At 54.7% G+C, this 17,164-nt stretch carries 12 protein-coding genes; 2 read left to right on the forward strand and 10 right to left on the reverse strand.

Annotated elements, in window-relative coordinates; all coding sequences use genetic code 11:
- Nucleotides 1-33: 33 nt before the first annotated feature.
- Nucleotides 34-888, reverse strand: coding sequence for a phosphate ABC transporter substrate-binding protein (locus NYE48_RS20780; RefSeq protein ID WP_340999841.1), 855 nt, complete (start codon nucleotides 886-888; stop codon nucleotides 34-36).
- 30 nt (nucleotides 889-918) lie between these two features.
- Nucleotides 919-2,367, reverse strand: a complete 1,449-nt coding sequence (locus tag NYE48_RS20785) for a stalk domain-containing protein (RefSeq protein ID WP_340999842.1) — start codon at nucleotides 2,365-2,367, stop codon at nucleotides 919-921.
- 211 nt (nucleotides 2,368-2,578) lie between these two features.
- On the opposite strand from NYE48_RS20785, the gene NYE48_RS20790 reads away from it, so the two are divergent.
- Nucleotides 2,579-3,547, forward strand: coding sequence for an MraY family glycosyltransferase (locus tag NYE48_RS20790; RefSeq protein WP_036713579.1), 969 nt, complete (start codon nucleotides 2,579-2,581; stop codon nucleotides 3,545-3,547).
- Between the two features lie 49 nt (nucleotides 3,548-3,596).
- Here NYE48_RS20790 and NYE48_RS20795 read toward each other — a convergent pair whose 3' ends face one another.
- From NYE48_RS20795 to NYE48_RS20830, 8 genes are all read right to left on the reverse strand, one after another.
- Complete coding sequence (locus tag NYE48_RS20795; protein ID WP_340999843.1) at nucleotides 3,597-3,773, reverse strand: hypothetical protein; 177 nt, start codon at nucleotides 3,771-3,773, stop codon at nucleotides 3,597-3,599.
- Between the two features lie 119 nt (nucleotides 3,774-3,892).
- Nucleotides 3,893-4,879 (reverse strand): LacI family DNA-binding transcriptional regulator, encoded by a 987-nt coding sequence (locus NYE48_RS20800; protein WP_036713594.1) that lies wholly within the window; start codon nucleotides 4,877-4,879, stop codon nucleotides 3,893-3,895.
- A gap of 143 nt (nucleotides 4,880-5,022) precedes the next feature.
- Nucleotides 5,023-8,385, reverse strand: a complete 3,363-nt coding sequence (locus tag NYE48_RS20805; protein ID WP_340999844.1) for a GH36-type glycosyl hydrolase domain-containing protein — start codon at nucleotides 8,383-8,385, stop codon at nucleotides 5,023-5,025.
- Nucleotides 8,386-8,503: 118 nt separating this feature from the next.
- Nucleotides 8,504-10,663 (reverse strand): glycoside hydrolase family 3 N-terminal domain-containing protein, encoded by a 2,160-nt coding sequence (locus NYE48_RS20810; protein WP_212948026.1) that lies wholly within the window; start codon nucleotides 10,661-10,663, stop codon nucleotides 8,504-8,506.
- Between the two features lie 422 nt (nucleotides 10,664-11,085).
- Nucleotides 11,086-12,684: an extracellular solute-binding protein gene (locus NYE48_RS20815; RefSeq protein WP_036713575.1), complete on the reverse strand. Its 1,599-nt coding sequence runs from the start codon at nucleotides 12,682-12,684 to the stop codon at nucleotides 11,086-11,088.
- A 174-nt stretch (nucleotides 12,685-12,858) separates the two neighbouring features.
- Nucleotides 12,859-13,761: a carbohydrate ABC transporter permease gene (locus NYE48_RS20820; protein WP_212948027.1), complete on the reverse strand. Its 903-nt coding sequence runs from the start codon at nucleotides 13,759-13,761 to the stop codon at nucleotides 12,859-12,861.
- A gap of 18 nt (nucleotides 13,762-13,779) precedes the next feature.
- A complete protein-coding gene (locus tag NYE48_RS20825) occupies nucleotides 13,780-14,736 on the reverse strand; it encodes an ABC transporter permease (RefSeq protein ID WP_036713572.1) in 957 nt (318 codons plus the stop codon).
- 20 nt (nucleotides 14,737-14,756) lie between these two features.
- Nucleotides 14,757-15,515 carry an alpha/beta hydrolase gene (locus tag NYE48_RS20830; protein WP_036713570.1) on the reverse strand — a complete coding sequence of 253 codons (759 nt, stop codon included), beginning with the start codon at nucleotides 15,513-15,515 and terminating at the stop codon, nucleotides 14,757-14,759.
- A gap of 494 nt (nucleotides 15,516-16,009) precedes the next feature.
- On the opposite strand from NYE48_RS20830, the gene NYE48_RS20835 reads away from it, so the two are divergent.
- Entirely contained in the window at nucleotides 16,010-16,921 is a 912-nt protein-coding gene (locus NYE48_RS20835; protein ID WP_036713568.1) for a serine hydrolase domain-containing protein, read from the forward strand.
- The last annotated feature ends 243 nt before the right edge of the window (nucleotides 16,922-17,164 follow it).

The following is a 17,164-nucleotide window of genomic DNA, read 5'->3' on the forward strand; positions in this document are numbered from 1 at the left end:
TGTTAAGGCATCAATCACGTACCGCTTACGGTATTAGCGCATCGCCGAAATCGGAATGAATTTCAGCTTTTTGAGCGATCCCTGCTGAAACTTCGGGCTTTGCACGTATTCGATGAACGCTTTCGTCGCGCCTGTCGGTTGTCCTTTGGTCATGTAATAACCGTACGCCCAAATTTTGTACGTGCCGTTGATGACGTTGTCGGTCGTCGGGGCCACGCCGTTGAAGCTGACGGCTTTTAAGTCGCTGTTCACGTATACCAGGTCGATGTAGCCGATGGCGTTCGGCGTCGTCGCCACGGCTGTTTTCATGTCGCCGCTGGAGCCGACTTCCTTGTAGTTTTTGTCCTTTTTCACGATGTCGCCGCCTCCCAGCGCCTTGGCCTGGTAGTTGACGCGCGTGCCGGAGCCGAAAGCGCGGGTGATGACGACGATGTCCGCATTGTCTCCGCCGACTTCCTTCCAGTTGGTGATTTTGCCGGAATAAATGCCTTTCAGCTGCTCGGTCGTCAGGTTGTTGACCTTCACGTTTTTGTTCACGATCGTTGCGAACGGAATGACTGCAACTTTGTTGGCGACTTGGCCGTCAAATGCTTTGAAACCGGGGACGTCCATGCTGGCGTCCCAATCGCAGGCGCCGATGTCAGCGATGCCTTTTTTCACGGCCTGAGGTCCGGTCACGGAGCCTTTGCCGGAGGCGGCGATTCTGACTTTAGGGTTCAGCTTTTGAAATTCCTTGGCTGCTTGCAGCGTCAAAGGAAGAAGCGCCGTCGACCCGTTGATCGTAATTTTGCCCGACAATCCCGAAGCCGCCGAAGCGGAGCCGACGAGGGTGGATACGGCCACAAGCGAGGCTGCGGCCACAAGCGACATTTTTTTGAACCATTTCATACGTATAATCTCCTCTCGATATGACGCAAATTATTTGGTAAGCTGGTCGGTTTTACCGTTTTGAACCAGGATCACTTTGCCGTCCGCGACGACGGCCACGCGGGTGCCGTCTTCCGAAATGGCCAGGCCGGTAACGTCCGCCTGGGCGGCGTACACTTCGGTTTTGACGCCTGATACCAGGGCGTAGACCTTGCAGCTTCCGTCGGCAGCCACGCCGGCGGCAGCCAAATGGCCGCTTGGGCTCGAAGCGCTGAGCAAGAAGTCCGCGTCCGCGATCAAATCCCGGGTACCGCCGCTTGCGGAAACGACTTTGATCGTTCCTTTGGCATTCGCTTGTTCCGGATCGGCGCTCAAATACGCCAAGCTGCCATTGCCCAGGAAGGCGGGATACAGTTTGTTGTCCCCGGAGGCCGTCAGCGCTGCGGGTTTGGCGTCCTTCACGCCGAGATCCAACGTATAGATCTGCTCCCCGGCGCCGGAATAATCGATTTTGAGGGAATCTTCCGTGCTGTCTTTGTCGTTTTGCGCAACGCCCGTCGCGGTGACGATATAAGCGATTTTCTTCTCGTCGGCCGAAACGCGGACCTCGGATTTATTTTCGACCTTGTCAGCCAAAATTTCGGTGATTTGACCCGTGTCCACGGAGACGCACGAGATTTTTTCCTGTTTGTCGCCCTGAATGAAATAGATTTTTTTGCCGTCGGCCGTCCAGGCCAGATCCGTCTTCACGGAGGTGTCCGCACCCAGTTTGTACGGCTCTCCGCCGTTCAGGCTGACGAGGTACAGCTGTCCGGTTTCGTCGGTGTACGCGGCGAGGTCGCCGTTCGGAGAAATTGTCATATTCGACGCGTTCGGATTTGAAAATAATAAACGTGAGCTGTAGTCTGAGCCAAGGCTGTACAATTGGGCCGGATCGGCATCCTCCTTCACGGCGACGAGTCGGCCTTTGGCGTCGAAAGAAACGGAAGCGAAACTTCCCTCGATTCTCCCCGCCGTCAGGATTTGCAGCGAATCCCCGGCAGCGATGACTTCGCCTCCCAGAGCGGCTACGACGGGCTTCAGCTCAACGAAAGCACGATTGTCCTGAATGACAGGAGCGGCCGTAAAGGTCTGTGCTTCGCCGTCAAGCTTGAAGGTTTTGGAACCCGATTGCAGCTGCAGGGTATGCCCGTTTTTGCCGGTCTTTACCGTGATGAGGCCCTTGGTGGAAGTTGCGGCCGCGCCGTACATTTTAGCGAGATCGCCCAGCGCGATCAGCTTCCCGTTCCCGGCTTTCAGCATGGAGACGGTCATGTTTTGGCCGTTGACGCGGATGCTTTCGCTCGCTACCGCGAATTTGGCCGGTGAGACTTGGGATGCAGTACTTTGGTCCTGCGCCCGCAATGCTTTGGCCTCCGGCGCTCCCGCCGACAGCGCGGCCGTCACGAAAGCCGCTGCGGCAATGGTCTGCAGCATTTTATTGGTTTTCAAATCGCTCACCCTTTTCTTCCCTTTTTTCTTCGCTTCGGTGAATCTAGGTCTATTTTCATATAGATTTGTTAGATTGGTTTGTTTGGTATGTTATGGAAACATAAAATATTTACCGTTGTCATTTGGAAAAATAGGTATTATCCTAGTTAAAAATAAAGCTTTTCCAAGAAACATGGCTAATGATGGGACTTTATGTATTAACCCATTGTTAACTGAAGTGATGGAGGCCAAAAACGTGTATGTAATCGCATTTATTTTATCGCTTGTCATCGTGCTGGCATTGATTCCACCCCTGCGAAAGCTGGCCATCCGGGTCGATTTCGTTGACAGGCCGACAAGCCGGAAAATCCATAAAGAACCTGTCCCCCATTTGGCGAGCATCGCCATTTTCCTGGGATTCATGATTCCGTACCTCATCCTGAGCCGTCATTGGGATTCGGAAATGGCCGGCATCATCGCCGGTTCGCTCCTCATTCTCGGCATCGGCATGGTGGACGACTGGTACAAAACGCGCGGCAAAGACTTTCCGGCGCTGCCGAAAACGGTGGTGCAGGTGGGAGCGGCCGTGATCGTCTACTTTTCCGGCATCTCCTTCGTCGGGGTGACGATTCCGTTTGCCGGGCATATGATCGTATTCCCTGAGTGGCTCCAGTTCATCCTGACCATCCTTTGGATTTTCGGCGTTACGACCGTCATCAACTTTATGGACGGACTGGACGGGTTGTCGGGAGGCGTAGCCGGCATTTCCGCGCTGACCTTGTTTATCGTCGCGATTTCCAAAGGCCAGACGCAGTCGGCGATCATGGCGATCATCCTCGTGGGGGTGGCGCTCGGCTACTTGAAGTACAACAAGCCGCCGGCCAAAATTTATATGGGGGACGCGGGTGCCACGTTTATCGGCTTCATGCTCGGCATCATCGCGCTGGACGGTGCCTTCAAGCAGGTTACCGTCATCTCGATCCTGGTTCCGGTGCTGGCGCTCGGCGTGCCGATCTTCGACAACATTTACGTGATCATCAAACGTTATTTGAACGGAAAACCGGTATACAAGGCCGACCGAAGCCAGATTCACTACCGGCTGTTGTCCTGGGGGCTGAGCCCGAAGCAGGCCGTCTTGTTCATCTATTTGATCAGCGCCTGCCTGTCGCTTTCGTCCATCATTCTAATGCTGCTGAGCAAATCTTCGTAAACAGCCAAAAGCTCCATGCCTGCAAACAGGCATGGAGCTTTTTTTCGTGTTACGCAGGCGACCGCTTGCGCAGCATCGACCGGAAAATCGCCTTCAGCAGCGGCGGAACCGCCAGGAAGATAAACAATGTCCTCAACAGCCGATAGCAAATGACAACCGACAGATCGGCTCCGGCCTCTTTGCCGATGATGCTGCTGCACGTGTACGTCTCTTTTTTCGAAAACAATCCCGCCGTCGGCGCCTATGCCAAACAGCTCAGCTTTATGTTTTGAACGAATAGCCATAGCAAAATGACCCGAATACGAGGACCATGGACGGTTTGCCTCGATTCGGGTCATTTTAATGTTAACGGGATGCGCCCTTGACGGAAGGCTTCCCCACGGATTCGCCTTGGATGAGCGTTACGTAGATGCGCTCATGCTCGACTTTTTCGCCGGAAATGATTTTGATGAGCTGCTCCGACGCGAGCGCCCCCCATTTCCGTTTGGAATAGTCGATGGTGGCCAGCCTCGGCTGCATATACCGGGTCAGCTCGATATTATCGAAACCGATCAAATGGATCTGCTCGCCGATCCGGAACTCCGTATCGGCCAGCCGGTTGCACAGGCCGATCGCCATCTCGTCGTTCAGGCAAAACACCGCGACGGGTTCCGTATACTCCCGCATGATTTGTTCGGCGGCCTTCTCGCCCCCGCTTTTTTTGAAATCGCCTTGAATTTCGATCCATTCGATGTCGCTGCGCCGGTCCGCAACCATTTTGACGGCTTTCATGCGCTGGATCGAGTCGAAGGACCCTTCGGGCCCGGATACGATATAGATCTTTTTATGGCCTTGCTCCACCAAATATTCGGTGGCCAAGGTCGCCCCGGCCTTATTGTCGAGCAAAACCTGATTGATGTTCGGATGATCCAGCTCGCGGTCGAGCACGACGATTTTATGGTTGCGGTCCGCGTACTTCAGCAGTTCCTCGCTGGAGAACGTATGATCCAGTATGACCGCGCCGTCGATCAGGCGCTCCGGCAGCATGCGGTGGGACTGCTTGCCGCTGCAGACGATGAGGTCGTAACCCTGCGAGTTGCAGACCTCCTTCATGCCGTCCAGCAGTTCCCCGTACACATCCCCTTTGAAGTCCGTCAGGAATACGCCGAGAATTTTCGTCTCCCGTTTTTTCAGCGTTCTGGCAGCGGCGTTCGGAACATAGTTCAGCTCTTTGGCGATCGCCAGTATTTTCGCGCTGGTTTCGTCCGTCACCTTGCTGCTGCCGTTCAGGGCATAAGATACCGTTGAAATGGAGACTCCGGCTTTTTTAGCGATATCCTTTATACTTACCAATTTGTCCTCGCTCCTTATCGTTGTTCGCCGGGGAATTTTGCAGGCGAGGCGCTTGCTGGCGCCCCTTTCCCGCAAAATCCCGTTCATTCTTGGATGAATCGGATCCTATGGAAAATGGCGATCCGTTAAGATCGCCTAAAAATTTACATAAAAATTTCAACGACGTTATGATCGTCCTTCATCGCCTGCTCAAAGGCTTCCTTGTTGATGCGCAAGCCGCCCTCGCGGTAAGGATTGGCCACCCGCTCCGCCTGGAGCGGATTGCCGTTTAGCGTCACGCGGCTGACGGAAGCGCCGGTTATATGATAAACGAAGGTAACCTTGACCCCGTCGTATTCGAAATCGAAATGCATTCCGTTCAGCGACGCCGGCAGGACCGGGTCGATCGTCAGTCCGCCTTGGTCCTGGCGAATGCCGAGGGCGTTCGAAATCAGCTGGTTCATGTAAATCCCCGGACCGCTGGAATAAATCCGCCATCCGCCTTTCACCTGCACCTTGCCGCTGCGGAGGTCGTCAAACTGCGTCTGCGCCTCGTAGCGGTTGTTGAACTTGCCGTCCGAGCTGCTGAAATACGCGTTGCTCTGCCGCATTTCCGCATTCGGCACGACGTCGCGGATGCCGACCGGGTTAATGACGTTAAGCCCGTTCCATACGTCGTCCGCATGTCCCAGCTTCGCCATCGCTTCGATGAACCGGATGTGGGCATGGACATATTGAAGCCCGACCTCGCGTCCGAAATTCGAAGCCTGCTCCGCCCGTTTGAAATGCGTGCTGACGCCTCCGGCGTACTGGGCGGGACGGTTCATCAAACGAACGCCGTCAGGGAAGAACAGCTTTTCCTTGATCAATGCGTAATGCGATTTCGCGCGCTCCGGATCGAGCAGTTCCGCGATCATGCTGCGCGTCATCGGCAGCAGGCGGTATTGGATACCCGTTTCGGTGTCCGTCGGATGCAGCATCAGCTTGGCGTTAGCAGGGTCTTCCATATAGAGGAAGCCCGGAATAACGTCGGTTTGCAGCATATACCGGCGGTAATCGCGTTTGATGCCGTCCGCCATTTCCTGCAGCTCCGCCGCAAAGGACGGTTCTTCCGCCAGCAGCGCAGCGGACAGCTGGGTAAACGTCTGGTACGTCAGGGCCACCGTCCAGCTGCTGACCATGTATTTCTTGAGCTGGGCGTTCGCCGGCTGCAGCGTATCGTCCCAGTCCCCGTCGCCGTAAGACGACAAGTACGTATCATGCAGGAAGTGGCTGCGGATGTAGCCGATTTCCTTATGCACATGCTCGAGCAGCGTGTATGTTTGTTCCGTGAACTTGAAGCTTCCTTTAACGGTATAGGAAACCTTTTCCTTCAAAATACTGTAATCCCGCGTAGCCGTCAAATAATCGCTGAGCACCTTGAGCGGCCAGACGATAATGTCGCCGTGGCTTTCCTCCTGCTGCACCGGGGCATACCGGTCGAACATGAACCATTGCGGCCAGTTTCCGTCATCCTCGTATTGATGGGAATATACCGTAAGCAAAATATCCCGGACCTGACCGAATTTTTGCGTGGCCATGAAGTACTCCGACGGTCCCTGGCACACGTCGCGCGTTCCCCATGCCGCGCCGCCGTATTGCTCCAGGCCATGCGGAACCGAATAATGGACGAGCATGTTATGCGTGTACCACCAAGCCAGCGCGTTCACCTTGAAGAAGTCGGCGCCCTCGGCTCCGTCCCCGCCGGTAAGGCGGAATCCGTTCATGACCTCCCGATAGAATTCGCGATATTTGGCGATCTCTTCCTCGACGTTTTTGTCTTCGGCCGGCAAGTGTTCGCCGTTCAGCAAACCTTGCACCGTCAGGGTCCACTCGCGGGTTGCCTCGATTTGCATCGTGTAGAGCGACGCGCAGCCGGCCGGTACGCCTTCCGCAAGCACGGTCTCGTCGCCGATCTCGGCCGCGGCGCCATCCAGCCACATGCGGTATTGCAAGTTCGGGTAGGCTTCCTTGCGGAGGTCATCCTGCCCGCCGAAGAAGGTAAGGACGCCGTTTTCGTTCGTCATGCGAACCGGCGCTTCGTATTCGTTGACGTTCATCGTCACTTGGCTTGTCACGAGGAAACGGTACGCCTTTCCGCTTTCGGAACGAACGTTCAGCCGCACTTCCGGCGTGTCCACGGTCGTAAAGTTCGTAATGACCAGCATGTCGTCGGCCGTTTTGTAATACCAGCGCACATAGTTAAAACCGATTTCGAACAGCGATGGCATCGTCAGCAGCCGGTATTGCCCGTCCACTTCCACGTAAATCCGCTGTCCGGCCGTTTTCGGCACGTTTAGCGCGTTTCGGGCGTTGCTCATCATTTTGTTGAAGTTCGTGTTGCCCACGACCAGATGCGAGTTGAAAATGCCGTACATGTAAGACGTGGTCGTGATGACCGTCGCCCCGAATTCAACGTTGTTCCCGCTCATCAAAATATGGCCGTGCGGACGTTCAACCAGCAATTCTTTTTCTTTGCATACGATATGTTCGTAGGAATCCGTGAAAAACGAAAGGAGTTGTCCGCCTTCGCGTTCTTCCTGTTGTCTCTTATGTTCCGGGAAACGCGCATCGATTTCCTCCGCCGACATGGAGAGGGTTTGCAGCGGTTCGCCGATGGTTCCGTTAAACCGAACGGCGGGCAGCTGCCGCAGCGTTTCCTTGTCGCCTTCGACCAAATAAGCCTCCCAAGCCTGCCGAACCTCGGCTTTATACTCGAGCTCGGTTACCGCGGCCGGATGGTTTTCTTTGAACAGGCCGTAAAATACGAAACGCGCTTCGCCGTCAAGCGTCACCCGCTCGGATTGCAGCGCCGTGTACGCAAACTCGTATTGATAGATTTCATTGGCCAGCCCGGCCTTGCTCAGGCAGGAAGGCACGTTTGTTTCCTTGTAGGACAAACCGAAAAATTGGAAGCCGTCCGTCGAATAGCCGGCAGCGCGCGTCAAGGCGCCTTGCTGGATATATGGGAACGCTCCGCCGCTTTGCGGCATGTTTTGTCTGGAGCAAACGACGTAACCGAAATCATCGTCCTCGAAAACGGTATGGTCGATATATTGGGACAAATAGGCTTCGTTGCTGCGCACCGCCCCGATGTCGGCATTGCCGAGATCCTGTCCGTAGATGATGTCGATGCTTGCCCCTTCGCCCCGGGCCACCACGTCCCAGAACCAGACGCCGAGCGGAGACACGGCAAAAGTCACGCGGTATTCGACGCCGTCGGCGCTGCCTTCCCAAAGAATCCGGCGTTGCCCGGCGCTGACTTTGCTTTGGGAACGGATGCCGAGCAGAGGGTAAAACGAAATGCCCGACTCGCGGTGAATACGCAGGTACAGGTTATTCAAAGCTCCTTCGATCGGGCTTGCCACCAGTTGGTTTATCATGGTTTGGCCGCTTAGAGCCTGGTGCAAATCGCCGCTTTCCCAAAAGGTAAAGCTCAAATCACCCGCTTGGATGTTTAGCTTAGAGTTCGTAATCGTGGCTGTCATATGTTGTTAATTCCTCCTAACCCTTGAAATAAACCTGCGAGCGCGGTGTCCGGATCGTGCCGGAGAGGCCGTCAGGCCCCTCGCACGGTCCGCCTTCATTCACGTTCACCTGTTTCGATTAAACCAGCTTAAAGGACGCTTCCAGCGTGTCGCGGCTGTTCGCCCCCACGAATACCCGGAAGGAACCGGGATCGCTTGCGAAACCGAGATCGGAATGATGGTACCGCAGCTGCTCTTCCGTCAATGTGAAGGTTGCGGTTTGGCTCTCGCCCGGCTGAAGCTCCAATCGTTCGAATCCTTTAAGCTCGCGGAGCGGACGGACGACCTCTCCCGCCACGTCGCGAACGTACAATTGAACCGTTTCGATTCCGGCCCGTTCTCCCGTATTGGTTACCTTCACTTGCACCGTGATCGGTTCATCCGCCTTCATTTCCGGGCTCGACAGGGTCAAATCGCTGTATTCGAAGCTCGTGTACGAAAGGCCGAACCCGAACGGCAGCAGCGGATCGTTAGGGCTGTCGATATATTTGGATACGTAACGTTCGTCCGATTTGGAAGGATCCATCGGGCGTCCCGTATTAAAATGGTTGTAGTAAACAGGCACTTGGCCCACCGATTGCGGGAAGGACATCGTCAGACGCCCGGACGGGTTCACGCGGCCGGTCAAAATGTCGGCGATCGCCGCCCCGCCTTCGCTGCCCGGGAACCAGGCTTCAAGCACCGCATCGGCCTCGTCGAATATGCCGTGCAAATCAAGCGGACGGCCGTTGAAAATGACGGCTGCCATCGGCTTGCCAAGCTTCTTCAGCCATTTCACCAGCTCGAGCTGCGCCTGAGGCAGGCGGATGTTCGTTCTGGAGCCGCCTTCGCCGCTCATCGCGGATTCTTCGCCCAGGGCCAACACGACGATGTCGGCGCTGCGGGCCGTTTCGAGCGCCGCCTCCAGCTGCTCCGGCGTCATGCTGTCGATGCCGCAACCTTCGCTGACGACAAGGGTTCCGGTGAAACGTTCCTTGAGCGCCGAAGCGAGCGGAGCCGCATCTTCCTTCTCCCCTACGCAGGACCACCAGCCGAGAATATCGTTGCTCTCCGCGTACGGGCCGATCAATGCAACGCGGGCATCCTTTCGCAGCGGCAGCACGCCGTCGTTTTTGAGGAGAACGCTCGATTTGGCAGCCAGCTCATAGGAAACCCGGCGATGTTCCTCGCAGAAAAGAATTTCCTTCTCGCGCTCCGGGTCTGCCGCGCGAAGCGGATTCTCAAAAAGTCCGAGTTTGTCTTTCAGGCGCAGGATGCGCAATACGGCTTCGTCGATGAGCGCTTCGTCCACCTTGCCGCTCTCCACGAGCTCCGGCAAATGGCGGACGTAACAAGGGGTCATCATCTCAATGTCGACGCCGGCCCGGATCGCCCGGTATGCCGCTTCGCGGTCGTCTTCGGCCGCGCCGTGCGCGATCATCTCCCGAATGGACGCCCAGTCGGAGATCAGCACGCCGTCGAATCCCCATTCGTCGCGCAAAATGCCGCGCATCAGTTTTTCGTTGCCGGTCGCCGGAATGCCGTCCACCGTGTTAAACGATGTCATGACCATTTCGCAGCCTTCGTCAAGCGCCGCTTTATAGGCCGGCAAATATTGCTCGCGCAGCTGCCGCTCGGACATGTTGACCGTATTGTAGTCCCGTCCGCCCTCCGGCGCGCCGTAAGCCGCAAAGTGTTTCACGCAAGCCGCCAGTCGGTCGGTTTCCTCTTTCAGATTGCTTCCCTGATAACCTCTGACGAAGGCGCGGGCAAACATTCCGTTGAGATAAGGATCCTCTCCGGTCGTTTCCATGACTCTTCCCCAGCGCGGATCGCGCACCAGATCGACCATCGGCGCAAACGTCACGTGAATGCCGGATACGGCCGACTCTTTGGCGGCGATTTCCGCGCTTTTCTCCGCCAGCTCCAAATCCCAGGAGCAGCCGATGGCGAGCGGGATCGGGAAAATGGTTTTAAAACCATGCACGACGTCCGCCATAAACATCAGCGGGATTCCCAGCCGGCTTTTTTTCAGGTACGATTGCTGCACGTCGATGACCGCCTGCGCCCCGGAAAGGCCAAGCACGGAACCGCTGCCGGTAACCATCGGCTCGGTAATTCCCATTTCCTCCATCGGTCCGGTCACTTGACTTTCGTTGTCCGTGCCTTCGTGAAAATGGGCGGTAAGCTGAAGCAATTGAGCGATTTTCTCTTCCAGCGTCATTTGTTGTATAAGGCCTTTTAATTGCTGAATATCCATACAGTTCCCTCCACTACCTGCTCAAACATTCAAGCGGGTTTTTTCTCTTTTTTTGCTGTACAGGCGCCTGGGCCGAAAATTGCTTCATTATATATGAAAGATTTATAGAACGCCGCGAGCCGCTTGAAGACTCCGGCATTCTTTCTTCTTTCTCAGGAGCTTGCGCAACATCCGTCGCCCCGGAAGCGGGCAGGACGGATCGCTTTTTGTTTCCATCCGCTTGTGCAAACTCCTCAATCAGAAGAGAGGGGATAACTTCGTCTCTTTCACGAGGCCGGAAGCCTGCCGTCCCAGCTGGAAAATAGAGGTCTTTCCGGCCGTCATGAAGAGAAGAACCCGGCTGCACCCTAATGCTGCACACCGGGTTCACGGACGGGGGTTTGGGTAAAACCCCTCGCCCATCGTCCTTTTTAGAGATATCTTTACTTGGCGAATTTGCTGTTCAATTCATCCAGCACCGGTTGAACGAGGGATTGCTTGCTTTGCACCCATTTCTTCCAGTTGGTTTCCAGATCGCCGCTTTGCAGAATCAGGTTGGCATACTCGTTTTGATATTCGAACGTTGCTTGGCTTTTTGCCTTGGAATCATACAGCTGTACGTCCCAATCGTAAGTCGCCAGCTTGCCGCCTTCTTTGCCGAGTTTCGCTTTTTCTTGGAAAAGCTGCACGGCACGGTCGCGGTATTCCTTTTTGATCGCCGGGTTCACGACGCTGAAGTCGTCGCCCAGGACATACAGGCCTTCAAAACGTGCAGGATATTTGTCTTCGAGCGTCGTTCCTTCCGGAAGCAGGCTCACCAGCTCGTTTTTGTCGTCGTATTTCCAGTCTTTGCCCTCGAAGCCCATGTTGACGAGCAATTGTCCTTCTTTGCTTGTCGAGTAATCGAGGATGTCCATGATGCGTTCAAACTTCTCTTGGCTGATGTTCGGCGAGAAGATCAGGGACGACCAGAAATTAACCTGCTCCAGGTTGCGGTATTTGCCGTCATCGCCGAGAACGATGGCCGTGTGGACCAGATCGTCGCTGCTGACGCCCAGGTTTTTCTGCATGTTTTTGTCCAGATCTTGTCTGTACGATGCCAGGCCGCCGAGGGACATGATGCCGGCTACGCCTTTGACTCTGAAGTTGTCGGTGCCTTCGTTGTTTTTCCATGTGTAAAACTCAGGATTCAGCAGGCCTTCTTTATACGCCTTTTGCATCAGCTTCAGGCCGGTCAACGTTTCCGGATCCGCCGGACCCCAATGGAATTTGCCGTCTTCGCCTCTGTAGAATGCGGATTCCACGCGGGAGTGTTCGCTGTTGGCCATGATGATGTTCGTCAGGGCATCGTCCGCGTTATAAGACATCGGAACCAGCTTGGAGCCCAGTTTCCCCGGATCCTTCTCTTTGATCAGCTCGGCATAATGGATCAGCTCGCTTGTCGTGTATGCGTCCTTCAACTCGAATCCGACGGCTTTCGCCCAGTCCTTGCGCAGCGCGATGACGCCGATTTGGTTCACGAGCGGGTCGGCCGGTTTGTTTTGGTAGTAGACCGGTTTCGGCAGGATGTACGTGCCGCCCGTCAGCTCTTCCAGTTTGTCGCCAAGGCCCGTCAGCTTGTAGGCTGCGGCTACGTTCGGCCAGCGTTCCTTCCAGTCATCCGGAAATTTGTACAAAAGTCCTTGGTCCACGTAATTCATGAAATCGCCGTGCACGTAGTTCCAGCTTGCCACGTCAGGCAGGTCGCCGGAGTTGATCCACAGGCGGAGTTTTTCCGGCCAGGAATCCCATTGCACGTAGTTGTAATCCCACTCGACGTTGAACTTGTCCATCCAATATTTGTGGAATTCGTTGTCCAGCACGCCGTCCTTCACTTCGGTCGTCTGCGCGACGGAGATTTTCAGCTTGTCCTTGTAGTTGCCGTCCGCGTCTTTTTCGTTGCCGCCGGATGATGCCGAGTCTTTCGAGCAGGCAGTGACCGTCACCATAACCGCCGACAGCGCGACGGCCAGGAGAGGTTTAAGCAGCTTTTTGGTGTTCATGTTTTTCCCCCACTTTGATCAGATTTTTGCAGTTCAGGCTTTTGCAAAATTCGATTCCGGCCGCTCCAGAGTACAATATATGGAGGAATGAAACCGTTTCGCTCTATATATTGCTGATAGGAAGTGCTCTTTTTGAACTTTTGCAAAATCCTCAGTTAAAAATCTATTGTGTAATCAGGTCTTGATAGCCCCTGTCAACACCCCTTTGGCGAAGTGCTTTTGCAGCATCGGGAAGAAGCACATAATCGGCACCATCGATACGAAAACCGAAGCCATCTTCATTCCCGTGGAAAAACCGGATTTGTTCAGGGCGTCCACGCTGGACGCGTTCGAAACGTTTGTCGAGGATTCGACGATGATCGTTCTTAGGACGTTTTGCAGCGGCAGCATCTCCGCCTTTCGCAGGAAAATCATCGCGTCGTACCATCCGTTCCAGAAGGCGACGCCGTAGAACAGCGTAATCGTTGCCATGATCGGCGCGGCCAGCGGCAGCACGATGGAGAACAGGATCTTCCATTCCCCGGCTCCGTCGAGTCTGGCGGATTCCATCAGCGATTCCGGGAGGCCTTGGAAATAGTTCATCATCAGGATCATGTTGAAGGCGCTGAAGCTCCCCACCAGGATGACGGACCACAAGGTACCGGTCAGGTGAAGCGACTTCATGACCAGGTAAAGCGGTACGATGCCGCCGTTGAAAATCATGGTGAACAGGACCAGGAAAAAGATCAGCTTTTTGCCCGGAAACTTGTCCCGGCTAAGGCCGTAGGCCATCGTGCTTGTCAGGAACAAGCTGAGCGGCAGCCCGACGACGAGAATTTTGATCGTATTCCAGAAGCCCGTCAAAATCCTTCCGTCATTCAACAACGCCTTATAAGCGTCCAGCGTCGGATGCTTCGGAAACAGCATCATCGGGTTATCGGCGTATTCTTTTTGCGAAGCGAACGAAATCGCGATCACGTTGATGAACGGGATGAGGATCATCAAGGACAAAATGATCAGGACGACCAGCAGCGCATAGTCGAGAAAGGTCATTTTGCCGATCCGGTATTTATGCCGTTTTGCGGTAGCGGTACTCATCTGTTATTCACTCCTTTCCTAGCGGAACAAGCCGTCTCCGCCCATCATTTTTGCCACTCGGTCGGCGGCCAGCAACAGGATCATGTTCACCAGGGAACGGAACAAGCTGACGGCGGTCGAGAACGAGAAGTCCGTCGAGGACTGGAACGTAATGCGGTAAATGTATACGTCGAGCACCTGGGACACGTTTTGCGTGGCTGCGTTCGCCAAGTTGAAGATCTGGTCGAAGCCCGCGGACATCAAACCGCCCACGTTAAGAATGAACATGACGGTAACGGTCGGAAGAATGTTCGGCAGCGTAATTTTGAAAATTTGCTGCATCCGCGAAGCGCCGTCGATTTGGGCCGATTCGTACTGGTCCTGGTCGATGCCGGAAATAGCCGCCAGGAAGATGATCGCGCCCCAGCCGGTCGACTTCCAGATGTCGGTTAGAATCAGCATCGGCAGGAACATTTTTTCCGAACCCAGGAAGTTGATCGTCGGCAGCCCCATCAGCTGCAGCGCGCTGTTCAGCAATCCGTCATAGGACAGCACGTTGATGACGATCCCGGAAACGATGATCCAGGACAAAAACTGCGGAAACGTAAATACCGTTTGGAACAGCTTTTTGGTTTTGCGCATCCGCAGCTCGTTCAGCAGCAGCGCAAGAAGGATCGGGAACGGGAACGTGATGACCAGCTTGATGATGTTGACGTACAGCGTTCTCCACACGGCCTGCGCGAAGGTTGGATCGCGGAAGACGTATTTGAAGTTTTCGAAGCCGACCCAAGGGCTTCCCCAAATGCCCTCGTTGGCCTTGTAGTGCTTGAACGCCAGCGACAGGCCGCCCATCGGCAGGTAAGCGAACAAAATCAACCAAACCAGGCCGGGAATCAGCAGGGTATAGGTCATTCGGTGCTTCCAGATTTCCTTGTACCAAGGAGTCGCGGAACGCGCTCGTAATTTTTTGTCAGGCCCTAAGGCTGCGGGTTTCAATTTGCATCGCCTCACTCTACTTATTTCTTTTCGTTGAACAGGAAGTCGAAAGCCGTTTTCAGGTGCCTTTCCCAGAAAAGCCAATCATGGGCTCCCGGGCCTTCCACGTACGCGAATTCGAACGGCGTGTTCCGCATGTAATCGGCGAACTCCCGGTTCATCCCGATAAAAGGATCTTCGGTTCCGCAGCAGCAAAGGACCGAAGGGAGCGGCCCGCCTTCATCGATACGTTTCGCAGCCAGCGCGTACAAGTCCTGGTCCGGCTTGACCTGAAGGTCCGGTCCGAATACCGCCTGCATCTCCTTCGCCATCCCCGCTTCCATGTTCGGATCGCGGAGTCGCTTTTGGATATCGGTAACGCCGGATAAGGATACCGCTTTCGCATACCGGTCCGGATAGGTCAGGGCGCATTTCAAAGCACCGTACCCGCCCATCGACAAGCCGGCCACGTAGGTTTTCCCGGGATCCTCGTTCAGCCGGAGCAGCCGGCCGCAAAGGTCCGGAAGCTCCTGCGTCACGTAGCGGAAATACTCGAGACCGTATTCCATGTCCGTGTAGTAGCTTCGGTTGGCTTCCGGCATGATGACCGTGCAGCCGTATTTGGCCGCATACAGCTCGATCGTCGTCAGGCGGTGCCATGTACTGGCGTTGTCTCCGGCCCCGTGAAGAAGATAAAGCGTGCTGCTTGCCGGAACGCCGGCATCGACGGGCGAGATGACATGAATGTTGGTGGTCATCCGCAAGGCAGGCGAGCCGGTATCCATCGTTATATGCGCCATATGTAACCCCTTTCAATCGCGTCGTTTTATAACATACAGTTGCAAAATCGGCTTTATTGTCTTTCGTCTTTGATTAAACTTGCAAAATTCGACAAAAATCTCGGACGGCTTGGCGAAACGTTTCTTTTATGCTCAAACCTCTCCCACAAACGTCCAAATAATGCCTATTTCCCTGTAATGTTCGACCTTAGAGCCTCTGGCAATCCATCATTCCAGATATTTCATATAGACCGTTTTTTGGTTTGTAAGCGATTCATTCGAATCGTTTCGATAACATCATAATCCTCTTGTCACCTCATGTCAACTATCTTTTTCTAAAACCTCTTTCCATGACATGGAATGTTCATCATTCTACTAAAACGATCCATTTCTGGTCTTGATTTCAGCAGGAAAGCGATTGCCGAGGGAAGTTGACAGGGGCATTCTCTTGTAATAAATTCTAGTTTAAAAGAATATCATGGAAACGTTTCTATGAAGAAGAAAGAAGGCTTAACATGTCCATATCGTTATCCGGTTTCGTGGATCGCATATCGAGCCAACGTTTAAACGTGCTTTCGGCGCGCGTGCTTCAACATGGAGCGCCTGCCGCGGCATGGGACTTGACCCGGGATGAGCGCCGGCTGCAGCATTCGGTGAGCAAATCCTTTACATGCATGGCCGTCGGGCTCGCGATTGCCGAAGGCAAGCTGTCCCTTGACACGAAGCTGAAAGATTTTTTTCCGCAGCATGCCGGAGGGCATGTTGGCGCGCCCCCGGACATGCAGCCCGGGGAACTGACGCTTTACAATCTGCTTCGGATGTCTTCGGGCCATGATTCGCCCCCGCTGTGGGCCGAAGAAAGAGCGTCCCTCCAGGAAAAGGATTGGGTGAAATATTATATGTCCTTGCCGCTGGACAGGCCTCAAGGGGAAAAATTCACGTACAGCAGCGGCGACACGTTCGTGGTCTCCGCCCTGGTGCAAGCCGCTGTCGGCGAAACCGTCAAAGATTATTTGACGCCCCGCCTGTTCGAGCCGCTTTGCATAAAGGACGTCAGTTGGGAGACTTCCCCGCTTGGCGTAACGCTCGGATGCGCGGGACTTTCCATCAGCAACGAGGAGCTCAGCCGGTTCGGGCAGCTTCTTTTGCAAAAAGGGATGTGGGAAGGCAAGCAGCTGGTGCCCGCGGAATGGATCGAATTTGCGACCCGCAAGCAGATCGACAACGAGGGCAGCCCGGATTGGAGCCAGGGTTACGGCTGCCAGTTCTGGATGTGCAGGCATGACGCTTACCGTGCCGACGGCGCGCACGGGCAGCTGTGCGTGGTCATCCCCGGCAAAAACGCCGTGATCGCGGTCAACAGCGAGGAAGACGACATTCAAGGGATTCTTGATGCGGTTTGGGCGGAGATTTTGCCGCAGCTGTAATGGAAAAACGAGAATTTTGCAGCGGATTGCAAAGGAGCCAGCCGGATTTTCGGCTGGCTCCTTTGCGGATGCGGCAATAGATAAGCGGGATATGGTATAATATGGGACGTACATACACGCCTTGAGTGGGCGCACCCTCCCGAAAGGGGGTGGTGCGATGAACATTTCGTTCGGTGAAGTGCTTACCTTCGGATTATTCCTGTTGGCTTTGCTGATTTACATCGATAAACGAAAGTAACCCAC

This window comes from Paenibacillus sp. FSL M7-1455 (assembly GCF_038004655.1).
Classification (GTDB): Bacteria; Bacillota; Bacilli; order Paenibacillales; family Paenibacillaceae; genus Paenibacillus_AQ; species Paenibacillus_AQ cookii.